Source organism: Streptomyces sp. NBC_01689 (assembly GCF_036250675.1).
Taxonomy (GTDB): Bacteria; Actinomycetota; Actinomycetes; order Streptomycetales; family Streptomycetaceae; genus Streptomyces.
On the sequence record NZ_CP109592.1, the window covers coordinates 7461653 to 7483043 of the forward strand.

A 21391-nucleotide genomic window follows, 5' to 3' on the forward strand; every position below is an offset into this window, starting at 1 on the left:
GGTCGCGGGTCATGAGGACGGGACCCGGCCCGACGTGGGCCGTCCCCACCCGCACCGTCCCCACCCGCACCGTCCCCACCCGCACCGTCCGCTCCCGCACCGCCCGCGTCCCGGCCGCCGTCTCCGGCGACTCCGTCGCGGAACCCACCTCCTCCGTACCCGCGTTCTGGACCTGCCCAGCAGCGCCCGGCATCCTCTGGGAGGCGTCGCATGAGCGTCCTCGACCGTCTGCTGCGCCGCGATCTGCACTCGCTCGCGGCGCCCTACGCCCTCGACGCGCTCGAGCCGGACGAACGCCGGCGCTTCGAGCGGCATCTGCGCGGCTGTGCCCGCTGCGAGGCCGAGGTGCGGGCGCTGGGCGAGGACGCCGTGCGGCTCGCCTGGTCCACGGCGGCCCCGGCCCCGGCCGCGCTGCGGGAAAGGGTCCTGACCGCCGTCCGCACGACCCCGCAGGAAGCGCCGCCGGGCGGCGCACCGCGCCCGCGGGCAGCGCACGGGCCCGCACGTGCGCCGGGCCCGCGCTTCCGTCCCCTGCTCGCGCCCTTCGCCACCGTGACCGCCGCCGCGGCCCTCGTCGTCGCTTCCCTGTTCGCCGTACAGGCGACGCAGACCCAGGACAAGCTGGACCGGGAGCGGGCCCAGGCGCGTGAGATCGCCCACGTTCTGGCCGCGCCCGACGCCCGGGTGTCCGCTCAACGGGACGCGCGGGGCAGGGGAATCGGAGTCGTCGCCTCCGCGTCGGAGCGGCGGGCTGTCGTGACGCTGAGCGGACTCGACGCCCCGTCAGGGGGGCGCGTACACCAACTGTGGCTCATGCGCCCCCAGGCGCGGCCGCGCTCCCTCGGGCTCTTCGACGGCGACACGCCCTTGGCGGCCACCGGACTCGACATCCGCGCCACGTCACTCGCTGTGACCGTCGAGCCGCACGGCGGCTCGCCACAGCCCACTACCGCGCCGGTTGTCCAACTCACCCTGAAATCGGTTGGATTCGGAGAGTAATCGTCAACACCCTTACGGGGAAGGTGAATCCTGTGACCGTGATACACGAGTGCCATGAGGGAGCGATAGGGTTAGCCTGCCCGGGCCGGGTGGACTCGTACGGGTGGGGAGAGACATGGAACAGATAACAGTGCGCAGCAGGGCACGTGTCCCTGCGATCACCTGTGGGAGCAGCGCGACCAGTTCGCGCCTGGACCGTCATCTGGCGGTGCTGGGCGGTCCTGCCATACCGCAGCGCGAGACGGTCGAGGCGACGTCGCTGATGCGTGAGCTCACCGCGCGTGACACGCCGCACGACAACAACAGCAGGGGCGCGCGCGTTCGGCGGGTCTCGCTCTTCGCGCCGCTGAGGCGACTGCGCCGCTCCCTGTTCGGTGGCCACTAGTCCGGTCACGCGGTACCCGACCCGCGCTCAGGCGACCACACCGCCCCGGCGCGCACGCTGCGCTCTCGCCGCCCGTCATCCCCACGGCGCGCAGCGTCGCCCCGGTGTGTCCCCGGGCGCGGGTACACCCTCTCCTCGTACGCGCTCTGAACTCCCGCCCGGCAGCGCGCAGACCCCCTGGCCACTCACCCGGCCCAGGGGGCGCCGGTTCCGGCCCGCCCCCCGGGACCCCCGGCCCACCCGTCCCGGGCCGCGGTTCGGGACGACCCGCCCCCGGTCCCCGGGCGCCCGTCCGCGATCCGATCCCCGGCGGCCCGTCGGCCGTCGGCCCGGTGTCGGCACCACGGCCTAGAGCAGCGCAAACTGCCCCTCCGGGCCCTCCTCGTGGTGATCGAGGACGGACGCGGGCCGTCGCATCGCCTCCGGTACCGGCAGCACCCCCGCCGCGCGCAGCTCGTCCGCGCCGATCGGTGCCTCCCGTACCGTCAGCTCCGCCTGCCGCCGCCGCAGTTCACCGAGCAGCGCCAGCACGGTGAGGAGTTCGAGCAGTTCGGAGGTCCGGCTCTGCGGCCAGCTCGCCGGCCCGATCGCCTCCAGGGTGCCCGGTTCACCCGCACCGGTGCGCTCCGTGAACCACTGCTCCAGGACGCGGACCCCGCCCACCTCGAAGTCCCAGACATGGGGCGGTACGGGGGAGATGCGGCCCTCTCCGAGAAACAGGGTCTCCTCGTCGGGGTCGTAGCGCAGTTCGAGGGGGGAGGCCGGGAGCGGCGCGCGCACGTACGGGCGGCGGCCGCCCGGCAGCTTGGGGCGCTCGCCGTCGCGACGGGCCAGCCGCAGCATCCCGTGGCCGAGTTCGACCCCCCGCTCCCAGACCTCCGGGTCGGCGGTGAGCGGGACGGCGCGGCCGTGCGGGCCCGGTCGCGCGACGGCCACCGTCCACGCCAGCACGTCGAGAGCGTCGGGCAGCCGGCCAAGACGGGCGCCCAGGTGGTCGGTCAGGCCGGGCGCCAGATTCGGTTCGAGCCCGCCCGGCCGCCGGTACAGGGGACGGATCCGTCCCCCGCGTCCGGCGCCGAACGGAAGGAGGGAGGTGGCGAGCAGGACCGGCCCGGGTGCGCCGGGCACCACCGTCTGCTCGACCACGAACACCTGCCGGCCGTCGGCCACCCGCCACAGTTCGGGGCGTGCCGCGTCGATCAGCCGGTGGTCCGGGATCAGCCACTGTTCGTCGAAGGGCCCGTGCAGGACACGCACCGGCTCCGGGCAGGGGCCCGACTCGCGCGAGAGCCTTCCCGTGCCGGTGCTCTGTCCCGGCAGCTGCGGGACCGCCGACCGCGGGGTGCGCGAGCGGGTGGAGCCGAACAGTGCCTCGCGGTCCGGTCCCTCGGCCCCGAGCAGGGCGTCCCACCGTGCCCCGAGGGACGCGGCGTCGGGAGCGGTCGGCCACCCCCGCCCCGTCCTCGGCGGTGCGACCGACCACGGCATGAGGTCCGCGAGCAGCGGAGCGTCGTCGTGCGTCACGCTGGGCATCGTACGACGCGGGCCGGGCACGCCGTCCTGGTACGCCGTCGTCAGTGGGCGTCGAGGGTGACCGTGAACGAGAAGCGGTCCCCGCGGTAGTGGATACGGGCCACGTCCAGGGCGACGCCGTCCTCGTCGTACACGATGCCGGTGTAGTGCAGGATCGGGCTCAGCAGCGGGACCTGGAGCAGCCGGGCCGTCTCCGGGTCGGCCAGCCGGGCCTCCACGGTGTCCGTGATCCGGCTGATGCGCAGTCCGACCACGTCCCGGAGGACCTTGGTCATGGGCCAGCGCACCAGGTCCTGCGGATCGATCAGCGCGGCGAGTTCGGGGCGTACGTAGTTGTGCGCGTGGTTCGTCGGCTCGCCGGTCTTCTCGTCGCTGCGCAGCCGGTGGTACGCGCCCACCTCGGCCAGGTCCGGGAAGTACTCGGCGAGTTCGGCGGGCGGCGGGACCGGTCCGTGGCCGAGCAGTTCGGTCGTCATCCCGGACTGCTGGGCCACGATCGTGTCCACCGAGCCGAGCAGCCGTACCGGAGCGCCCCGCCGCGCGCTCGGCTCGATGAACGTGCCGCGCCGCCGGTGGCGGGTGATCAGCCCCTCGTCCTCCAGCTCCTTGAGCGCCTGCCGCATGGTGAGCACGCTCACCCCGTAGTGCCCGGCCAACTGCTCCTCGGTGGGCAGCCGTAGCGGGTCCTGCGGCGACCGCCCGAGTATCGAGGCGCGCAGCGACTGCGACACCTGATACCAGAGCGGCAACTTGCGGTTCAGGACGATCGAATCCGGAGCGAAGGAGGTCACGAAGGTATCCGTACCGGTCGCCGCAGCTCAGCGCAACGGGCGGTAGTGCCTCTGGAGGCCCTGCCACACGTCGTCGTACCCGCGCTGCAGGTGGTCCGCGGCCGCGGCCTGTGCCGTGGCGGTCACCGGCCAGCGCGTCTCGAACATGAACGCGAGCCCGTCGTCGATCTTCTGGGGCCGGAGCTCGGCGGCGCTCGCCCGGTCGAAGGTCTCCCGGTCCGGTCCGTGCGCGGACATCATGTTGTGCAACGACCCGCCTCCCGGCACGAAGCCCTCGGCCTTCGCGTCGTACGCGCCCTCGATGAGGCCCATGTACTCGCTCATCACGTTCCGGTGGAAGTACGGCGGCCGGAAGGTGTCCTCGCCGACCAGCCACCGCGGGGCGAAGACGACGAAGTCGACGCCGGCGAGCCCCGGGGTGCTGCTCGGGGAGGTCAGCACCGTGAAGATCGACGGATCGGGGTGGTCGTAGCTGATGGTGCCGATCACATTGAAACGGCGCAGGTCGTAGACGTACGGCAGATGGTTTCCGTGCCAGGCGACGACGTCGAGCGGAGAGTGGTCGTACGTCGCGGTCCAGAGGTTGCCGCAGAACTTGTTGACGACCTCGACCGGGCCCTCGGTGTCCTCGTACGCGGCCACGGGGGCCAGGAAGTCACGGGCGTTGGCGAGTCCGTTGGCGCCGATCGGGCCCAGATCGGGCAGTTGGAAGGGGGCTCCGTAGTTCTCGCACACGTAGCCCCGGACGGACGTCTCGTCCAGAGGCTCCACGCGGAAGCGGACCCCCCGGGGGATCAGCGCGACCCCGCCCGGCTCCACCCGCAGCAGCCCGAACTCGGTCCGCAGCAGCAGCCCGCCGCGCTCCGGCACGATCAGCAGCTCGCCGTCCGCGTCGCTGAACACCCGCTCCATCGGGGAGTTGGCGTGATAGAGGTGCACCGCCATGCCCGTGCGCCGCGTCGCGTCGCCGTTGCCGCCGAGTGTCCACAGGCCCGCCAGGAAGTCCGTGCCCGCCGGGGGCTCCGGCAGTGGGTTCCAGCGCAGCCGGTTGGGGTCCGGCTCGGTCTCGGTGAACGGGGCCGAGCGCAGGGTGCCGTTGTCCGTGCGCGTGAACGCGGGGTGCGCGGCCGACGGGCGGATCCGGTACAGCCACGAACGCCGGTTGTGGGCTCTGGGTTCGGTGAAGGCCGAGCCGCTCAACTGCTCCGCGTACAGCCCGAGCGGGGCACGCTGCGGCGTGTTGCGGCCGTGCGGAAGCGCTCCCGGGACCGCCTCCGAGCTGTGTTCGTTGCCGAATCCGGAGAGGTAGGCCAGCCCCTCGGCCGTCTTCCTCGCGTCCCCGTTCATGATCGCTCCCTCGCGCCCGATTCCTATGCAACACCGTAGGATTCGGCGTCGGCGTGCGCAAGAGGGAGCCCGAAGCACCGCTCGGGACCGGCCACGGCCCCCGCGCCCGGCCCCGATCCGGGCGCGGCGTACTCCCCGCGACCCGCCGCACCGGCCGAGAACCCGACTCCAGGGGGATTCGGCCGTCGGACCGTTGTTCTACTCTCCCCGGCATGTCGTGGAAGCGTGGACTGCTCGCCGCGCTCGCGGTCTGTGCCCTGCTCGGCGGACCGGCGGGCTGCGGCTCCGGTGACGGGCCCGGGCGGGGCGAGCGGGTGTCTGCCTCGCCCGTGGGCACACTCCTGGACGGGACCGACGAGGGAGGACGGCACTACCGTGAGGTCGACAAGAAGAACGGGCCCGAGGTCGCGATCGAGGTCCTGCCCGACCCGCGCGGCGGCTGGGACGTGCACCTGAGCGTGCGGCACTTCCGCTTCTCGCCCGCGGGGGCCGGGGCCCGCGCCGTGGCCGGCCGCGGGGTCGCCCGCCTCTACGTCGACGGCCGTGCCGTCGCCACGCTGCGCACCGCCGGACACCACCTGGCCGGCGACCTGGTGCCGCGCGGCACCCATCACGTCACCGCGCGCCTCTACGCGGACGACCGGACGGTGTGGGCCGTGCGCGGCAGACCGGTGGAGAGCACGGCCGACATCACGGCGTCCGTCTCCCCGCCGACGCACGGCGCCGCCGCGACGCGCACCCCGGCCGGGGCGGACGGGGGCGGCGGCGCGGCCGGTACCGGCGGGCGCGGTTCACCCGACTCCGGCGGACGGGCATCATGAAACCCGTGCCCCCAGCGACCCCGCTCCGCCGCGCGCCCGTCCAGCGGCGCAGTGCCGAAAGGCTGACGAGGATCCTTGACGCCTGCGCCGAACTCCTCGACGAGGTCGGCTACGACGCCCTGAGCACCCGGGCGGTGGCCGAGCGCGCGGGCGTGCCGATCGGTTCCGTCTACCGCTTCTTCGGCAACAAGCGCGCCATGGCCGACGCGCTGGCCCAGCGCAACCTGGAGCACTACACGGAACGGGTCGCCGGGCGCCTCGGGGGGCCGGACGGCGCGGGAGACTGGCGGGCCGCCATGGACGCCGTGCTCGACGAGTACCTCGCGATGAAACGCACCGCACCCGGCTTCTCCCTGGTCGACTTCGGCAACCAGATACCGGTCGGCACCGGTCACGCCGAACCCAACACCCGCGTCGCCGACCGGCTCACCGAACTGCTCTCCGGCTATCTCGACCGCACCCCCGACGAGGATCTGCGACGCAGTTTCCTCGTCGCCGTGGAGGCCGCCGACACCCTGGTCCACCTCGCCTTCCGGGTCGCACCGCAGGGCGACGAGGGGATCATCGCCGAGACCCGGCAACTGCTGCGCGCGTACCTGGGCCGCGTCCTCGACTGAGCCGGGCCGGGCCTGGTCCCCGGCCGAACCCGCCGTGCCTCGGCCGATCCGGGCCCGGGCTTCGGCCGATCTGATCCCGGTCGCGCCTCGGGCGTCGCGGGGCCGGGCGGGGCGATCGGGCGTGGACCGGGGGCATCAAGCGTGGACCGAGGGCATCACGGCATGGACCGGTGGGCCGGGCGGAGGAGGGCCTCGGAGGACGGGGTCCCAGAGGGGCGGGGGCCCAGAGGGTGGTGCCCCGGGAGCGGGCGCGGGCCGGGGTGGAGTACGGGGATTCCCGGCCCCGTGTCCCGAAGCCCCTCCCCGTCATCCGTACCGGTCGGTATGCTCGGCCCGTCCGTGTGCCACCGCCGCCACCGTCCTCCGGGAGGATCCGTGTCCCGCACCGCAGGCACCACCCGAGACTCCCGCACCCCAGGCACCGCGCCGGGTGCCGGCCTCCCCGGGACCACGCCGGACCCGGTCACGCCGGACGCCGCCGCGCCGGGCTCCCGTACCGCCCTGCGGGTGTGCCCCCTCTGCGAGGCCACCTGCGGGCTGACGCTCACCATCGAGGGGACCCGGGTGACCGGCGCCCGCGGCGACCGCGAGGACGTGTTCAGCAAGGGGTTCCTCTGCCCCAAGGGCGCCTCCTTCGGCGCGGCCGACGGCGATCCCGACCGACTGCGCACCCCGCTCGTGCGCGAGGACGGCGTACTGCGCGAGGCGACGTGGGAGGAGGCCTTCGACGCCGTCGCGGCCGGGCTGCGCGCCGTCGTGGACCGGTACGGCCCGCACGCCGTCGGCATCGTCCTGGGCAACCCCAACGTCCACACCATGGCCGGCGCCCTCTATCCGGGTGTCCTGCTCTCCGCCCTCGGCACCCGCAGCGTCTTCACCGCCTCCACCGTCGACCAGATGCCCAAGCACGTGTCCAGCGGGCTCCTCTTCGGCGACGCCAACGCCATCCCCGTGCCGGACCTCGACCGCACCGACCATCTGCTGGTGATCGGCGCCAACCCCCTGGAGTCCAACGGGAGTCTGTGCACCGCGCCCGACTTCCCCGGCAGGCTCAAGGCGCTGCGGGCCCGCGGCGGGAGGCTCACGGTCATCGACCCGCGCCGGACCCGCACGGCACGGCTCGCCGACCGTCACGTCGCCGTCCGGCCCGGCACCGACGCCCTGCTGCTCGCGGCGATGGCCCATGTCCTCCTCGAGGAGAAGCTCGCCGACCCGGGTGACCTCACCCCGCACCTCCAGGGAGTCGACGAACTCGCCGACGCCCTCGCGGACTTCACCCCCGAGGCCGCGGCCGAGGCCTGTGACGTGCCCGCCGACACCATCCGGGAACTCGCCCGCGAGCTGGCCGCCGCCCCCACCGCCGCCGTCTACGGACGCATCGGCAGCTGCACCGTTCCGCACGGCACGCTCGCCAGCTGGCTCGTCGACGTCCTCAACATCCTCACCGGCAACCTGGACCGGCCCGGCGGCGCCCTCTTCCCGCTCGCCGCGACCGACCGGACGCCCCGGCCGGCCGGCCCCGGGCACGGCTTCGCGCTCGGCCGCTGGCACAGCAGGGTGAGCCGGCACCCCGAGGCGAAGGGCGAACTGCCGCTGTCCGCCCTCGCGGAGGAGATCGACACCGCCACCCCCGAAGGGACCCCGGTCCGCGCGGTCGTCGCCGTCGCCGCCAACCCCGTCCTGTCCGCCCCCGACGGGGACCGCCTCGACAAGGCCCTCGACGCCCTCGACTTCATGGTCAGCGTCGATCCGTACCTCAACGAGACCTCACGTCACGCGCACGTCGTCCTGCCGCCGCCCCCGCCCTCGCAGAGCGCCCACCACGACTTCGCCTTCAACACCCTCGCCGTGCGCAACCAGGTCCGCTACAACCGGCCCGCCGTCCCCCTCGAACCCGGCCGGATGGCGGAGACCGAGATCCTCGCCCGTCTGGTGCTCGCGGCGACCGGCAGGCACGGGGCCGACCCGTCCGCGGTCGACACCATGGTCGTCGACTCCGCCCTCGCCAAGGCGGTCCGGGACACCCATGGACCGGTGCACGGGCGCGACCCGCGTGAACTCGCCGCCGCGCTCGGCGGCGAGACCGGCCCCGAGCGACGCCTCGACCTGATGCTGCGCCTCGGCCCGTACGGGGACGGCTTCGGCGCCCGCCCGGACGGCCTGACCCTGGACCGGCTGCTCGCGGAGCCGCACGGCATCGATCTCGGGCCGTTGCGCTCCCGTCTGCCGCAGCCGCTGAAGACCCGCAGCGGCAGGATCGAACTGCTCCCCGCCCCCATAGCCGACGACCTGCCGCGGCTGCGGGACGCCCTGCGCGAACGTCCGGCGGCGCTCGTGCTCGTCGGCCGTCGCCATCTGCGCTCCAACAACAGCTGGATGCACAACGTGCCCGCCCTCACCGGCGGTTCCAACCGCTGCACGCTGCACATCCACCCCGAGGACGCCGCACGCCTCGGCCTCGCCGACGGGGCGGCCGTGCGCGTCAAGGGCGCCGGGGGAGAGGTGACCGCCCCCGCGGAGGTCACCGACGCCGTGCGGCGCGGGGTGGTGAGCCTGCCGCACGGCTGGGGACACGACCGTCCCGGCACCCGGATGAGCCACGCCGCCCTCGACCCCGGCGTCAACGTCAACCAGCTCCTCGACGGCTCGCTCCTCGACCCGCTGTCGGGCACGGCGGTGCTCAACGGCGTCCCCGTCGAACTCGCCCCCGCCGAGACGGGGGTCTGACCAGGACACCCGCTCCAGCGCTCGCCGGAGCGGGACCCGCGCACGGTGCCTCCGGCCGGCGACCGGTCACCCGCACCGGGCTCGCCGGCCGGCCGCCGGGTCGCCGGGCCCGGTCGTCCAGCCCCGTACACGGCGTGCACGGGACTGGGTGGCACGGCGATTCGCCTGGGCCGGGTGCGCCGAAGCCGGGTTCGGGCGGGCGGAGTTCGTCGGGACCGGATGCGGCGACCGCGCCCGGTGCGGCGTCGCGCGGGCGTCCCGTCCGGCACCGGGTGACGGCCGCCGGCCCGTAACCCGGCGGCCGGAGCCCCGCCGGGGGCGGTAGGCGATCGTCCGTTTCCTCCCGGGGTGAACCGTGCCGACCGATCCCGCCGGGTGTCTTCCCCCGGGCGTGCGCGGTCCGTTAGCTTCCGTGACTCATACGTCCCCCGCGACCCGCCCGGGACGTCCGACCGCGGAGCACCAGCGCCCTGTGAGCCCCCGGGGGCACCCTTCATGACACGCGCCATCTCCCTGCACCAGGTCAGCAAGTCGTACGCGCGCGGCGCCCGCGTGGTGGAACGGCTCTCGCTCGACATCCGGCCCGGAGAGTTCCTGGTCCTGCTCGGACCCTCCGGCTGCGGGAAGTCGACCGTGCTGAGGATGATCGCCGGGCTGGAGGACCCGAGCGAGGGCGAGGTGCGCCTCGACGGCGAGTTCGCCAATGATCTGCCGCCCGCCGAACGGGACATGGCGATGGTCTTCCAGAACTTCGCCCTCTATCCGAGCATGACCAGCCGCGACAACATCGGCTTCCCGCTGCGCATCGAGGCCCCCGGTGAGGACCCGCGCCCCCGCGTCGACGCCACCGCCCGGATGCTCGGCATCGAGGACCTCCTCGACCGCTTCCCCAACCAGCTGTCGGGCGGCGAACGCCAGCGCGTCGCGATGGGCCGCGCCATCGCCCGGCACCCGTCCGCCTTCCTGATGGACGAGCCGCTGTCCAACCTCGACGCCAAGCTCCGCAACCACCTGCGGGCCGAGATCGCCTCCCTCACCCGCGAACTGGGCGTCACCACGGTGTACGTCACCCACGACCAGGCCGAGGCGCTCTCGCTCGGTGACCGGGTCGCCGTCCTGCGCGGCGGCGTGCTCCAGCAACTGGGCTCGCCCCGCACGGTCTACGCGCTGCCCGCGAACGTCTTCGTCGCCGCCTTCATCGGCACGCCCCGCATCAATCTGCTGCGGGGCCTCGTCCGGGCCCCGCTCGACGGCGCCATGACCGTCAGTCTCGGCCGGCAGTACCTCCGGCTGCCCGAACCCCTCTGTCTCGACCATCAGTTGCTCCGGGTGCAGCAGGGCAGGGAGGTCATCGTCGGCCTGCGTTCCGAGGGGGTCCGCATCGCCAGACCGTCGGAGGCGAGGCCCGGTGAGGTGCCGATCAGCGGCCTGGTCGAACACGTGGAGTTCCAGGGGCACGAGGTGCTCGTCCACTTCAACACCGGCTCGCGGCCCGCCTTCGTGCCGGAGCTGGAGGCGCCGCGTCCGGCCCGTCCGGTGCGCCGCCGGCGCCGTGCGGGCACCGTCCTCGGCAGGCTCCGGGAGCGGGCGGCGGGACTGCGGGCCGGACCCGTGGGCGTCCTGGAGCACCCGGAGGACGCGGAGCCCCCGCGCGCGGACGGCACCCCGCCGGACGGGCGCCTGCCCGGCGACCTGGTCGTCCGCACCACCCCCGACTTCGAACTCCGGCACGGCCTGCAGGTCCCCCTCCTCGTCGACCTCGCCCACCTGTTCGTCTTCGACCAGCACGGCGAACGCATCTGCCCCGCCCCGGCGCGGCTGCCGGACCTGGACGAGTGAGTTCGCCGGACATGCGCGCACGTCCCGGCCCGGCATCCGCGCCCGGGGGCTCGCCGCCACCGCCCGGCTCGCCGCGCCCGCCCGCGCGGACTTCCGAGTCCCCGGGGTGCATACGGGCCGCACGCGCCCCCGACCCTCTGGCGCCGCAAAACTATCATCGCTAGTTTAGGGTCCGGACGACGCGGCCCCGCCCGGGAGGAACACGATGAAGGCACATGACGGCATGTACATCGACGGTGCCTGGCGCCCCGCCGTCGGCTCCGGCACCATCGAGGTGGTGAACCCGGTCGACGAGCAGGTGCTGGGCCGGGTCCCGGCGGGCACCGCCGAGGACGTCGACGCCGCCGTACGGGCCGCCCGCGCCGCCTTCCCGGGCTGGGCCGCCACCCCGCCCGGGGAACGTGCCGAACGGCTGGCCGCCCTGCGGGACGTGCTCGACGCCCGCAGGGACGAGATCGCCGAGACCGTCACGGCGGAGCTCGGCTCGCCGCTCGCCTTCTCGCAGGCGGTCCACGCCGGTGTGCCGATCCAGGTCGCCGGGTCCTACGCCGAACTCGCGGCCACGTACGCCTTCGAGGAGAAGGTCGGCAACTCGGTCGTCCACCAGGAACCCGTCGGGGTGGTCGGCGCGATCACCCCCTGGAACTATCCGCTCCACCAGATCGTCGCCAAGGTCGCGCCGGCACTCGCGGCGGGCTGCACGATCGTCCTGAAGCCGGCCGAGGACACCCCCCTGACCGCCCAGCTCTTCGCCGAGGCGGTCGCGGAGGCGGGCGTGCCGGCGGGCGTCTTCAACCTCGTCACCGGCCTCGGGCCGGTCGCGGGGCAGGCACTCGCCGAGCACCCGGACGTGGACCTCGTCTCCTTCACCGGCTCCACCGCCGTCGGCCGGCGGATCGGCGCCGCCGCCGGCGCCGCCGTCAAGCGGGTGGCCCTGGAACTCGGCGGCAAGTCCGCCAACGTGATCCTGCCCGGCGCGGACCTCGCGAAGGCGGTCAACGTCGGCGTCGCGAACGTGATGTCCAACTCCGGCCAGACGTGCAGCGCCTGGACCCGCATGCTGGTGCACGAGTCGCAGTACGAGGAGGCCGTGGGGCTCGCCGCCGCGGCCGCGGCCCGGTACGGCGACCGGATCGGTCCGGTCGTCAACGCCAAGCAGCAGGCCCGGGTGATCGGTTACATCGAGAAGGGCGTCGCCGAGGGCGCCCGGCTCGTCGCGGGCGGCCCCGAAGCCCCGCGCCCCCAGGGGTACTTCGTCAGCCCGACCGTCTTCGCCGATGTGGAGCCGGGGATGACGATCGCCCAGGAGGAGATCTTCGGGCCGGTGCTGTCCATCCTGCGGTACGCGGACGAGGAGGACGCCGTCCGGATCGCCAACGGCACGGTCTACGGGCTGGCCGGAGCCGTCTGGGCGGGCGACGAGTCCGAGGCGGTGGCGTTCGCGCGACGGCTCGACACCGGGCAGGTCGACATCAACGGCGGACGTTTCAACCCCCGTGCCCCCTTCGGCGGTTACAAGCAGTCCGGCGTCGGACGCGAGCTGGGCACGCACGGTCTGTCCGAGTACCTCCAGACGAAGTCCCTCCAGTTCTAGACCCCAGGAGCACGCACATGGTTCGCGCCGCCGTCCTTCCCGCCGTGGGCGCCCCGCTGGAGATCGCCGAGATCGACCTCCCCGCGCCGGGCCCGGGCCAGGTCCGCGTCCGGCTGGCCGCCGCCGGGGTCTGCCACTCCGACCTCTCGCTGTCCGACGGGACCATGCGGGTCCCGGTCCCCGCCGTGCTCGGCCACGAGGGCGCCGGGACCGTCGTCTCCGTCGGCGAGGGCGTGACGGGCATCGTCCCCGGTGCGGCCGTCGTCCTCAACTGGGCTCCCTCGTGCGGGAGATGCCACGCCTGCTCGCTGGGGGAGGTGTGGCTCTGCGCCGACGCGCTGACCGGCGCGGGGAACGTGTACGCACGGCGCACGTCCGACGGGAGCGACCTCCATCCCGGCCTGAACGTGGCCGCGTTCGCCGAGGAGACGGTGGTCGCCGCGGGGTGCGTGCTTCCGGCACCGGACGGCATCCCGCTCACCGACGCCGCCCTGCTCGGCTGCGCCGTCCTCACCGGCTACGGCGCCGTCCACCACTCCGCGGCGGTCCGGCCCGGCGAGACGGTCGCCGTGTTCGGGGCCGGCGGAGTGGGCCTCGCGGCGCTCCAGGCGGCGCGGATCGCGGGCGCGTCGAGGATCGTCGCCGTCGACGTCTCCTCCGCGAAGGAGTCACTCGCCCGCGCCGCGGGCGCCACGGACTTCGTCGTGGCCTCCGACACCACCGCCCGCGAGATCCGCGCCCTCACCGGCAGGCAGGGCGTCGACGTGGCCGTCGAGTGCGTCGGCCGCGCCGTGACGATCCGCGCCGCGTGGGACTCCACCCGGCGCGGCGGCCGCACCACGGTCGTCGGCATCGGCGGCAAGGACCAGCAGGTCACCTTCAACGCGCTGGAGATCTTCCACTGGGGGAGGACCCTGGCCGGGTGCGTGTACGGCAACTGCGACCCGGCGCGCGACCTGCCGGTGCTCGCCGAGCACGTACGGGAAGGACGGCTGGACCTGGGGATGCTGGTCACCGAGCGGATCGGGCTGGAGGGCATCCCTGGGGCGTTCGAGAACATGGTGGCCGGGAAGGGCGGACGGGCGGTGGTGGTCCTCTAGGCGGTGGCCGCCCGCGGGACCGGGACGTGTCACCGCCGCGCCCCCTGAACCCCGGGTCCGCCCGCGAGCCGGGGTTCCGGCGGCCCGTACATCCGGGCCTGCCCGCTCATCAGGGGCGCCGCGTCCCTGTCCGCGCGTGGTGCCTTCCCGCCGGGCCGAGTGCCGGCCGGGGCGAGTGCCCGCCGGGTCAGGCGCGTTCCGACGGGCGGGGGGAGACCGTCGCGCGCGCCGGACCGGCGGCCCGCGGCCGGGACCGTGACACGGCGACACCGGCCAGGCACAGGGCGCCGCCCGCCAGGGTGACCACGCCCGGGACCTCGTCGAGGAACAGCCAGGACATCGCGACGACCAGCGCGGGGACCGCGTACGTGGTCGCGCCCATCCGGCTCGCGGTGGTCCGGGCAAGGGCGTACGCCCAGGTCGTGAAGGCCAGCGCGGTCGGGAAGACACCCAGGTAGAGCACGTTCAGGGTGGCGGAGGCGGGCGCGTCCGCCACTTCGTGGACCAGCTGTCCCGCGAACGGCAGGCAGGCGACCGCGCCCACCAGACACCCGAAGGTGGTGACCTGGAGCACGCTCGCCCGGCCGAGGGCCGGCTTCTGGGCGACGACGCCCGCCGCGTAACCGCCCGCCGCGAGCAGACACAGGACCACACCGAGGACCGAGGAACCGCCCCGTCCGGACATCGACAGCCCCACCGAGACCGCGCCGGCGAACGACACCGCCATGCCGGCCAGCAGCCGCGGCGGCATGGGGTCCCCCAGCAGCCGGGAACCGAGCAGCGCGATCAGGATCGGGCCGATGTTCACGACCAGCGCGGCCGTGCCGGCGTCCACCTGCTGCTCGCCCCAGTTCAGCACCACCATGTAGAAGCCGAACCACAGCAGGCCGGACAGCGCGATCCCACGCCAGGCAGCGCGTGGCGGCAGGCCCTCCCGCCGCACCAGGCAGAGGGCGCCCAGCGCCACGGTGCCGGCCAGCAGCCGGCCCAGCGCCAGTGCCCCGGGGGAGTACGCCGCGCCCGCGCTGCGGATCGACACGAAGGCGGAGGCCCACAGCACGACGGTCACCGTCGCCGCGCCCGCGGCGAGCAGCTCCGTGCGGCGGGCGGGGACGGGGGAGGAGGCGTTCATCATGCTCCTGAGGCTAGGTTCGGGCGGGGCGCCGGACCGGCGGATTTCGGTCGCCGTGGTGAACGGAACGGGCTGGGCCCGGCGGATCCCTCAGCGCAGCGCCGTCGGTTCGACGCCCAGGAGCTCGGCGAAGGCGCGCTCCCCCTCCGGGGTGACCGCGACCGCACGCTCCGATCCGATGCGCACGCACCAGCGGGCGTCGAGGGCGTGGCGGCACAGGGCCGCGCCCGCGGTCCCCGCGAGATGGGGGCGGCGCTCGGTCCAGTCCAGGCAGGCGCGGCTGAGGGGGCGTCGGCCGGTGCGGTCCAGGGTGATGCCGGCCGTGTCGAACCACCGAAGTCCCGCGTCGGTCAAGGCGAAGCCGGTGTCCTGGCGGAGCAGTCCGCGCCGGGTGAGGGCGTCGGTGAGGGCGATCCCGAGCCGCCCGGCGAGATGGTCGTAGCAGGTGCGCCCTCGGGCCATCGCCGAGCCCGCGCCGGCCTCCCGCAGCGACCGGGGGCGCCCGGCGGCGGGCGCGATCCGGGCGGCGAGGTCCTCCACCAGCTGGGCGACGCGGCTGTCGGCCAGGCGTACGTAGCGGTGACGGCCCTGCCGCTCCTCCGCGAGCAGGCCGCCCGCGACCAGTCTGCCGAGGTGTTCGCTGGCCGTCGACGGCGCGACACCGGCGTGCCGGGCCAGCTCCCCGGCGGTCCAGGCGCGGCCGTCGAGCAGCGCGAGCAGGAAGTCGGCGCGGGTCTCGTCGGCGATCATCCCGGCCAGCGCCGCCAGTCCGGGTGCGACCGGCTCCCTCCGTCTGCTCATACGCCCAGCATGCGCCAGGAAGGGTTCGGCGACGGCCGAACGATGGCGGCGAACCCGTCCACCGCCGTCACGGGACCGGCCTCGCGGTCCTGGCCGCCGGGTCCGTAGCTCCGGACGGCCCCGCCCGCCAGGCGGCGTCGTGCCCCGCGCGCCACGCGTCGCGCACCGCCCGCCAGGCTCCCGGGGCGTGCGCCGCCCGTCGGGGCTCCGAAGGCCGTGCGCCGGGTTCACAGGCGTCCTCCGAACACGGTCCGTCGTACGAGGTCCGCCGTACACGGTCGCCCGGACTTCGTCCGGCTCCGCCCGGCCGGGGCCCGGTCACTCCGTCGCGCCCACCCGTCCGAACTGCTGCGCCAACCCGTCCAGCAGCGCCGTGAGCCCCACTTCGAACGCCCGCTCGTCGACCTTCTCCTGCTGCTCGGCGAGCAGATGCGCCTGGCCCAGATGGGGGTAGTCGGCGGGGTCGTAGGCGGTCTCGTCGTCGACGAAGCCGCCGGCGAAGGAGCCGAGGGCGGAGCCCATGATGAAGTACCGCATCAGGGCGCCGATGGACGTGGCCTGCGCGGGCGGCCAGCCGGCGCCCACCATCGCGCCGAAGACCGCGTCGGCCAGGCGCAGCCCGGCGGGCCGGCGGCCGGGGCCGCGGGCGAGGACCGGGACGATGTTCGGGTGGTCGCGCAGGGCGCTCCGGTAGGAGACAGCCCAGTCGTGCAGGGCGGTGCGCCAGTCCCGTCCGTCCTCGAACACCGTGAGATCGACCTGCGCGCTCACGGAGTCCGCGACCGCCTCCAGGATCTGGTCCTTGGTGCGGAAGTGGTTGTAGAGGGACGGTCCGCTCACTCCCAGTTCGGCGGCGAGCCGGCGCGTGGAAAGGGCCGCCAGGCCCTCGGCGTCCACCAGGGCCCGCGCCGTCTCGACGATCCGGTCGGTGCTGAGGAGGGGCTTGCGCGGTCGGGCCATGGCGCACATAGTAGGGCTGCACAGTTAAACTAGCAGTGCTAATTTACATTTTCGGATATACGGCCTTCCTGTGGGGTGTTCCGTCATGAACCTGGAGCTCAGCGAGGAGCAGACCGCCGTCCGGCAGCTCGCCAAGGACTTCGTGGACCGCGAGATCGCCCCCCACGTCGTCGAGTGGGACCGCGCGGAGGAAGTCGACCGGTCCCTCGTCAAGAAGCTCGGCGAGGTCGGATTCCTCGGCCTCACGGTCGACGAGGAGTACGGCGGCAGCGGCGGCGACCATCTCGCGTACTGCCTGGTGACGGAGGAGCTGGGGCGCGGTGACTCGTCCGTGCGCGGCATCGTCTCCGTCTCGCTCGGCCTGGTCGCCAAGACGATCGCGCACTGGGGGAGCGAGGAGCAGAAGCGGCGGTGGCTGCCGGGGCTGACCTCGGGCACCGAGGTAGGCTGCTTCGGCCTCACCGAACCCGGCACCGGATCGGACGCCGGGCATCTGACCACCAGGGCGGTGCGCGACGGCGACGACTACGTCATCAACGGCACCAAGATGTTCATCACCAACGGGACATGGGCGGACGTGGTGCTGCTGTTCGCCAGGTCGACGGACGCGCCCGGCCACCGGGGCGTCACCGCCTTCCTGGTGCCGACGGACACCCCGGGGCTGACCCGCCACACCGTCCACGGCAAGCTCGGGCTGCGCGGCCAGGCCACCGCGGAACTCGTCCTGGAGGACGTCCGCGTCCCCGCGAGCGCCATGCTGGCAACGGAGGGCAAGGGGTTCTCCGTGGCCATGTCCGCCCTGGCCAAGGGGAGGATGTCGGTGGCCGCCGGCTGCGTCGGCATCGCCCAGGCCGCGCTCGACGCCGCCGTCACGTACGCGGCGCAGCGGGAGCAGTTCGGCAAGACCATCGCCCACCACCAGCTCGTCCAGGAACTGATCAGCGACATCGCCGTGGACGTGGACGCGGCGCGCCTGCTGACCTGGCGGGTCGCCGACCTCGTCGACCGCGGGCTGCCGTTCGCCACCGAGTCCTCCAAGGCCAAGCTCTTCGCCTCGGAGGCCGCCGTCCGCGCCGCGAACAACGCGCTGCAGGTCTTCGGCGGCTACGGCTACATCGACGAGTACCCGGCGGGCAAACTGCTGCGCGACGCCCGGGTGATGACCCTCTACGAGGGCACCAGCCAGATACAGAAGCTCGTCATCGGGCGTGCGCTGACCGGGGTTTCGGCCTTCTGAGCGCGCGGGCGAGTGAGTACCCGGGTGAGTACGGGAGCGGATGCGGCCGGGGCCCCACGGGCCGATCCTGGTCCGCATGACTGACACATCCGTCAAGCAGCAGTCCACCGCCGCCTTCTACGGCCAGGCGGTCGCCTCCTTCTCCGTCGCCATGGTCGCGACCGCCGTCGGCATCTTCAAGCTGCAGGCCGACACCTGGGTGCGCGCTTTCCTGGGCGTCGCCGTGCTCTATCTGGTCACCTCGTGCTTCACGCTGGCCAAGGTGATCAGGGACCGGCAGGAGGCGCACCTCGCACAGCGCTCCTACAGCCCGTTCGAAAAGCTCTGAGTCCGGGGCGGCCGTCCTGAGCGGCCACACTAAGCGCCCGCTCAGTATCAGAGGTATGGTGTTCGTCCTGTCAGTGGAAGGGGCGAACCAGCGATGAGTACGGCGCAGGAGACGGCCGGCGGCGAGATGCAGCCGTGGGCCGAGGTCACCCCGGACGCGGCCCGGCGGCTGCTCGTCGCGGCCGTGGAGGCCTTCGCCGAGCGCGGGTACCACGCGACGACGACCCGGGACATCGCCGGGCGGGCGGGCATGAGCCCGGCGGCGCTCTACATCCACTACAAGACCAAGGAAGAACTGCTTCACCGGATCAGCCGGATCGGCCACGACAAGGCCCTGGCCATCGTGCGGGCGGCGGCCGACGGCGAGGGCGGCGCGGCCGAGCGGCTCACCGACGCCGTGCGGTCCTTCGTGCGGTGGCACGCGGGACAGCACACCACCGCGCGGGTCGTGCAGTACGAACTCGACGCGCTCGGCCCCGAGGCCCGGGCCGAGATCATCGCCCTGCGGCGCCAGACCGACGCCGCGGTGCGCGGGATCATCGAGGACGGGGTCGCGGCGGGCGACTTCGACGTCCCGGACGTCCCGGGCACCACGCTCGCGGTGCTCTCGCTCTGCATCGACGTGGCCCGCTGGTTCAACGTCGACGGCCCCCGCACGCCCGACGAGGTCGGCGGGCTCTACGCCGACCTGGTCCTGCGCATGGTGGGATCCGGGGCGTAGGGCCGACGGCCGGACCCCGGCCGGGAGGGACCGGGCCCGGGGAGCGGCCCGGCACGGTCCCGCGGCGGGCGCCGTTCGGAGCCCGGAGACGGGTCAGAGGTAGTAGCGCGACACCGACTCCGCGACGCACACCGGCTTGTCGCCGCCGTCGCGCTCCACGGTGAAGGCCACGGACACCTGGACACCGCCGGCCACGTCGTCGACGCCGGTGACCTTCGCGGTGGCCCGCAGCCGCGAGCCGACGGGCACGGGGGCGGGGAAACGCACCTTGTTGGTGCCGTAGTTGACGCCCATCTGCACGCCCTCGACGCTCAGCAGCTGCGGGCCGAAGAGCGGCAGGAGGGACAGGGTGAGGTAGCCGTGCGCGATCGTCGTGCCGAACGGGCCCGACGCGGCCCGCTCGGGGTCGACGTGGATCCACTGGTGGTCGCCCGTCGCCTCCGCGAAGAGGTCGATCCGCTTCTGGTCGATCTCGACCCAGTCGCTGTACCCCAGCTGCTCGCCCACGGCGGCGCGCAGTTCGTCGACCGTCGCGAACGTCCTCGGCTCTGCCATCTCGCTGACCTCCCATGTCCTATGTCTAAGCGACTGCTTAGCATGGTCGGGTGCGGGGCGCATGTCAACGGACCGGGCGGGTGACGAGGTCGGTAGGGTTGGAGGGGTGCCCCAGATCCCCGAGGAGATCCACGAGCTGACCGTCGGCCAGTTGTCGGCCCGCAGCGGTGCCGCCGTCTCGGCCCTGCACTTCTACGAGTCCAAGGGCCTGATCAGCAGTCGGCGCACCACCGGTAACCAGCGTCGCTACCACCGTGACGCGCTGCGCCGTGTCGCCTTCGTCCGCGCCGCCCAGCGGGTCGGCATCCCGCTGGCCACCATCCGTGAGGCGCTCGCCGAGCTGCCCGAGGAGCGGACCCCGACGCGCGCGGACTGGGCCCGGCTCTCGGAGGCGTGGCGTTCCGAACTCGACGAACGCATCAGGCAGTTGAGCAGGCTGAGGGATCATCTGACGGACTGCATCGGGTGCGGGTGTCTGTCCTTGGACAACTGTGTGCTCTCCAACCCGGACGACGTCTTCGGTGAGCGCCGGGCCGGTTCCCGGCTCATGGCCGAGCCCACCACCGCGCCGCGGCCGGCGCCGGAGCGGCGCGGGGACCCGGACGGCTGCCGCTGAAACCGGCGCTCCACGGCGCTCCCGCCCCGGCGTTCCCGGACGCGTTCCCCGGCGTCCCGGGCCCGCTCCCCGGCCGTGCCCCAGGCCGCGCAGCGACCCGGGGTGACCCGTACCGCCCGCCCCGGTCCGCGGCGGGGCGCGCCGGACACGGGCCGGGACCAGGCGGACGCCTCCGTACGGCTCACTCGTACTCCGTGCCGCCCTTGCGGGTCAGATAGGCCGGGCTGACCGCCTTCGCGATGGCCCGGCCGCCCGTCACCGGGCTGTGCCGTTCGGCCGCGGGCCGGATGACCACGCCCTCGCGCAGGTGGAGTCCGCGGCCCGAGACCGTCTCGCGGCCCGAGGCGGTCTCCAGCACCCGGTCGATGGCGTACGGGCCCTCGTACAGCCGGGGCACCAGCGGCAGTTCGCCCTCCAGCAGGGCGGCGGCGTCCAGCCAGCGGACCTCGCCGTCGATCTCCGCGGACACGTCGAACACCGCGTAACCGAGGGACTCGCGGCGGCCGTCCGCACCGTAGGAGAGGTCCTGCACACCCGCCCCGTACACCTCGCCGAAGATGCCGACACGGCGTGCGCCGAGCCGTTCGGCGAGCCGGGCCGCGACCCGTGCGACTCCGTGGCCGTGCACGGCACGCCAGTACAGATTGCGCGGATCCTCCTTGAGCGCAAGGGACTTGGCCCCGAAGCCCTTGGAGGAGACGTGCGTGCGTCCCTCGTCGGCCAGGTGAGTCACCAGGCAGGCGGAGCCGTGCAGCTTCTCCGTCAGCACGACGGGTTCACCCGGCGCGAAGATGTCCGGGTACCGCTGGATGTTCTCGATGTCGACCCAGGGCAGCAGTTCCGGCGCGGCCTCGATCTCACCGCTCATGGTGGGCGGGATCGGGGGGACCCACTTGACGATGCCGAGCGTCGGCGCGAAGTCGGTTCCCGCCGCGGCGGCACGGTCCAGGTCGACCTCGGCCAGCGCCCTGGGGCGGCAGACGATCCCCTGCGACAGCTCCCCGCGCAGTCGCACGGCCCTGACCCGGTCGGACGAGCTGCCCGCGAGCCGTCCGGTCAGCCCCAGCTCCTCGATCAGCCCGGCCGGGAGCACGGACTGCTCCGGGATGTAGAGCGCGGTCTCGCCGGTGCGGTAGGCGCCCTTGGGGACGACGGCCCGGTAGAGGCCCACCTGGGCCAGTTCGAGGGCGTCGGCGTTCGGGTGCTCGTGGACGGTCAGCACTTCGGCGGTGACGCGCAGCGTCGACATCGGCTTCTCCTCGGGGTCCGCGGCCTTCCCGGCCGGGTTC

Annotated in this window: 20 protein-coding genes; 12 read left to right on the plus strand and 8 right to left on the minus strand. The window is 73.9% G+C overall.

Features of this window, described 5'->3' with window-relative positions; genetic code table 11:
• Window positions 1-210: 210 nt before the first annotated feature.
• Complete coding sequence (locus OG776_RS31930; protein WP_148009569.1) at window positions 211-999, plus strand: anti-sigma factor; 789 nt, start codon at window positions 211-213, stop codon at window positions 997-999.
• A gap of 115 nt (window positions 1000-1114) precedes the next feature.
• On the plus strand, window positions 1115-1384 hold the full coding sequence (locus OG776_RS31935) for a hypothetical protein (protein ID WP_148009570.1): 270 nt from the start codon (window positions 1115-1117) through the stop codon (window positions 1382-1384).
• Window positions 1385-1732: 348 nt separating this feature from the next.
• On the opposite strand, the gene OG776_RS31940 is transcribed toward OG776_RS31935, so the two are convergent.
• Genes OG776_RS31940 through hmgA form a run of 3 tightly spaced genes read right to left on the minus strand, consistent with a single transcriptional unit; the run spans window position 1733 to window position 5055 of the window.
• Complete coding sequence (locus OG776_RS31940; protein WP_148007620.1) at window positions 1733-2917, minus strand: type ISP restriction/modification enzyme; 1185 nt, start codon at window positions 2915-2917, stop codon at window positions 1733-1735.
• Between the two features lie 41 nt (window positions 2918-2958).
• The gene (locus OG776_RS31945; RefSeq protein WP_329322943.1) at window positions 2959-3708 is read right to left on the minus strand and encodes a GntR family transcriptional regulator; all 750 of its coding nucleotides are present in this window, start codon (window positions 3706-3708) and stop codon (window positions 2959-2961) included.
• Between the two features lie 27 nt (window positions 3709-3735).
• Complete coding sequence (gene hmgA, locus OG776_RS31950) at window positions 3736-5055, minus strand: homogentisate 1,2-dioxygenase (protein WP_148007622.1); 1320 nt, start codon at window positions 5053-5055, stop codon at window positions 3736-3738.
• Window positions 5056-5267: 212 nt separating this feature from the next.
• On the opposite strand from hmgA, the gene OG776_RS31955 reads away from it, so the two are divergent.
• The 6 genes from OG776_RS31955 (at window position 5268) to OG776_RS31980 (ending at window position 13753) form a co-directional block, all read left to right on the plus strand.
• On the plus strand, window positions 5268-5876 hold the full coding sequence (locus OG776_RS31955; RefSeq protein WP_148007623.1) for a nuclear transport factor 2 family protein: 609 nt from the start codon (window positions 5268-5270) through the stop codon (window positions 5874-5876).
• Window positions 5873-6493: a TetR/AcrR family transcriptional regulator gene (locus OG776_RS31960; protein ID WP_148007624.1), complete on the plus strand. Its 621-nt coding sequence runs from the start codon at window positions 5873-5875 to the stop codon at window positions 6491-6493. Before OG776_RS31955 ends, OG776_RS31960 begins: the two co-directional genes overlap by 4 nt.
• Window positions 6494-7000: 507 nt before the next feature.
• Window positions 7001-9220 (plus strand): molybdopterin oxidoreductase family protein, encoded by a 2220-nt coding sequence (locus OG776_RS31965; RefSeq protein WP_261994433.1) that lies wholly within the window; start codon window positions 7001-7003, stop codon window positions 9218-9220.
• A 495-nt stretch (window positions 9221-9715) separates the two neighbouring features.
• Window positions 9716-11059 (plus strand): ABC transporter ATP-binding protein, encoded by a 1344-nt coding sequence (locus OG776_RS31970; RefSeq protein WP_148007626.1) that lies wholly within the window; start codon window positions 9716-9718, stop codon window positions 11057-11059.
• Between the two features lie 205 nt (window positions 11060-11264).
• Window positions 11265-12653, plus strand: coding sequence for an aldehyde dehydrogenase family protein (locus OG776_RS31975; protein WP_148007627.1), 1389 nt, complete (start codon window positions 11265-11267; stop codon window positions 12651-12653).
• A gap of 17 nt (window positions 12654-12670) precedes the next feature.
• Entirely contained in the window at window positions 12671-13753 is a 1083-nt protein-coding gene (locus OG776_RS31980; RefSeq protein ID WP_148007628.1) for a Zn-dependent alcohol dehydrogenase, read from the plus strand.
• A gap of 187 nt (window positions 13754-13940) precedes the next feature.
• On the opposite strand, the gene OG776_RS31985 is transcribed toward OG776_RS31980, so the two are convergent.
• The 3 genes from OG776_RS31985 to OG776_RS31995 form a co-directional block, all read right to left on the minus strand.
• Window positions 13941-14888 (minus strand): DMT family transporter, encoded by a 948-nt coding sequence (locus tag OG776_RS31985; RefSeq protein ID WP_148007629.1) that lies wholly within the window; start codon window positions 14886-14888, stop codon window positions 13941-13943.
• A gap of 87 nt (window positions 14889-14975) precedes the next feature.
• On the minus strand, window positions 14976-15686 hold the full coding sequence (locus OG776_RS31990) for an ArsR/SmtB family transcription factor (protein WP_329322944.1): 711 nt from the start codon (window positions 15684-15686) through the stop codon (window positions 14976-14978).
• Window positions 15687-16004: 318 nt separating this feature from the next.
• Window positions 16005-16646, minus strand: a complete 642-nt coding sequence (locus tag OG776_RS31995) for a TetR/AcrR family transcriptional regulator (RefSeq protein ID WP_148007631.1) — start codon at window positions 16644-16646, stop codon at window positions 16005-16007.
• A gap of 85 nt (window positions 16647-16731) precedes the next feature.
• Between OG776_RS31995 and OG776_RS32000 the strand changes: the two genes are divergently transcribed.
• The 3 genes from OG776_RS32000 to OG776_RS32010 all read left to right on the plus strand — a co-directional run bounded on the left by OG776_RS32000 (window position 16732) and on the right by OG776_RS32010 (window position 18931).
• Entirely contained in the window at window positions 16732-17883 is a 1152-nt protein-coding gene (locus OG776_RS32000) for an acyl-CoA dehydrogenase family protein (protein WP_148007632.1), read from the plus strand.
• Between the two features lie 76 nt (window positions 17884-17959).
• Entirely contained in the window at window positions 17960-18211 is a 252-nt protein-coding gene (locus OG776_RS32005; RefSeq protein ID WP_148007633.1) for a YiaA/YiaB family inner membrane protein, read from the plus strand.
• 93 nt (window positions 18212-18304) lie between these two features.
• Window positions 18305-18931 carry a TetR/AcrR family transcriptional regulator gene (locus OG776_RS32010; RefSeq protein WP_148007634.1) on the plus strand — a complete coding sequence of 209 codons (627 nt, stop codon included), beginning with the start codon at window positions 18305-18307 and terminating at the stop codon, window positions 18929-18931.
• Between the two features lie 93 nt (window positions 18932-19024).
• Here OG776_RS32010 and OG776_RS32015 read toward each other — a convergent pair whose 3' ends face one another.
• On the minus strand, window positions 19025-19486 hold the full coding sequence (locus OG776_RS32015; protein WP_148007635.1) for a MaoC family dehydratase: 462 nt from the start codon (window positions 19484-19486) through the stop codon (window positions 19025-19027).
• A 106-nt stretch (window positions 19487-19592) separates the two neighbouring features.
• Between OG776_RS32015 and soxR the strand changes: the two genes are divergently transcribed.
• Window positions 19593-20102: a redox-sensitive transcriptional activator SoxR gene (soxR, locus tag OG776_RS32020; protein WP_148007636.1), complete on the plus strand. Its 510-nt coding sequence runs from the start codon at window positions 19593-19595 to the stop codon at window positions 20100-20102.
• Window positions 20103-20283: 181 nt separating this feature from the next.
• On the opposite strand, the gene OG776_RS32025 is transcribed toward soxR, so the two are convergent.
• Entirely contained in the window at window positions 20284-21351 is a 1068-nt protein-coding gene (locus tag OG776_RS32025; protein WP_148007637.1) for an RNA ligase (ATP), read from the minus strand.
• Window positions 21352-21391 lie beyond the last annotated feature (40 nt).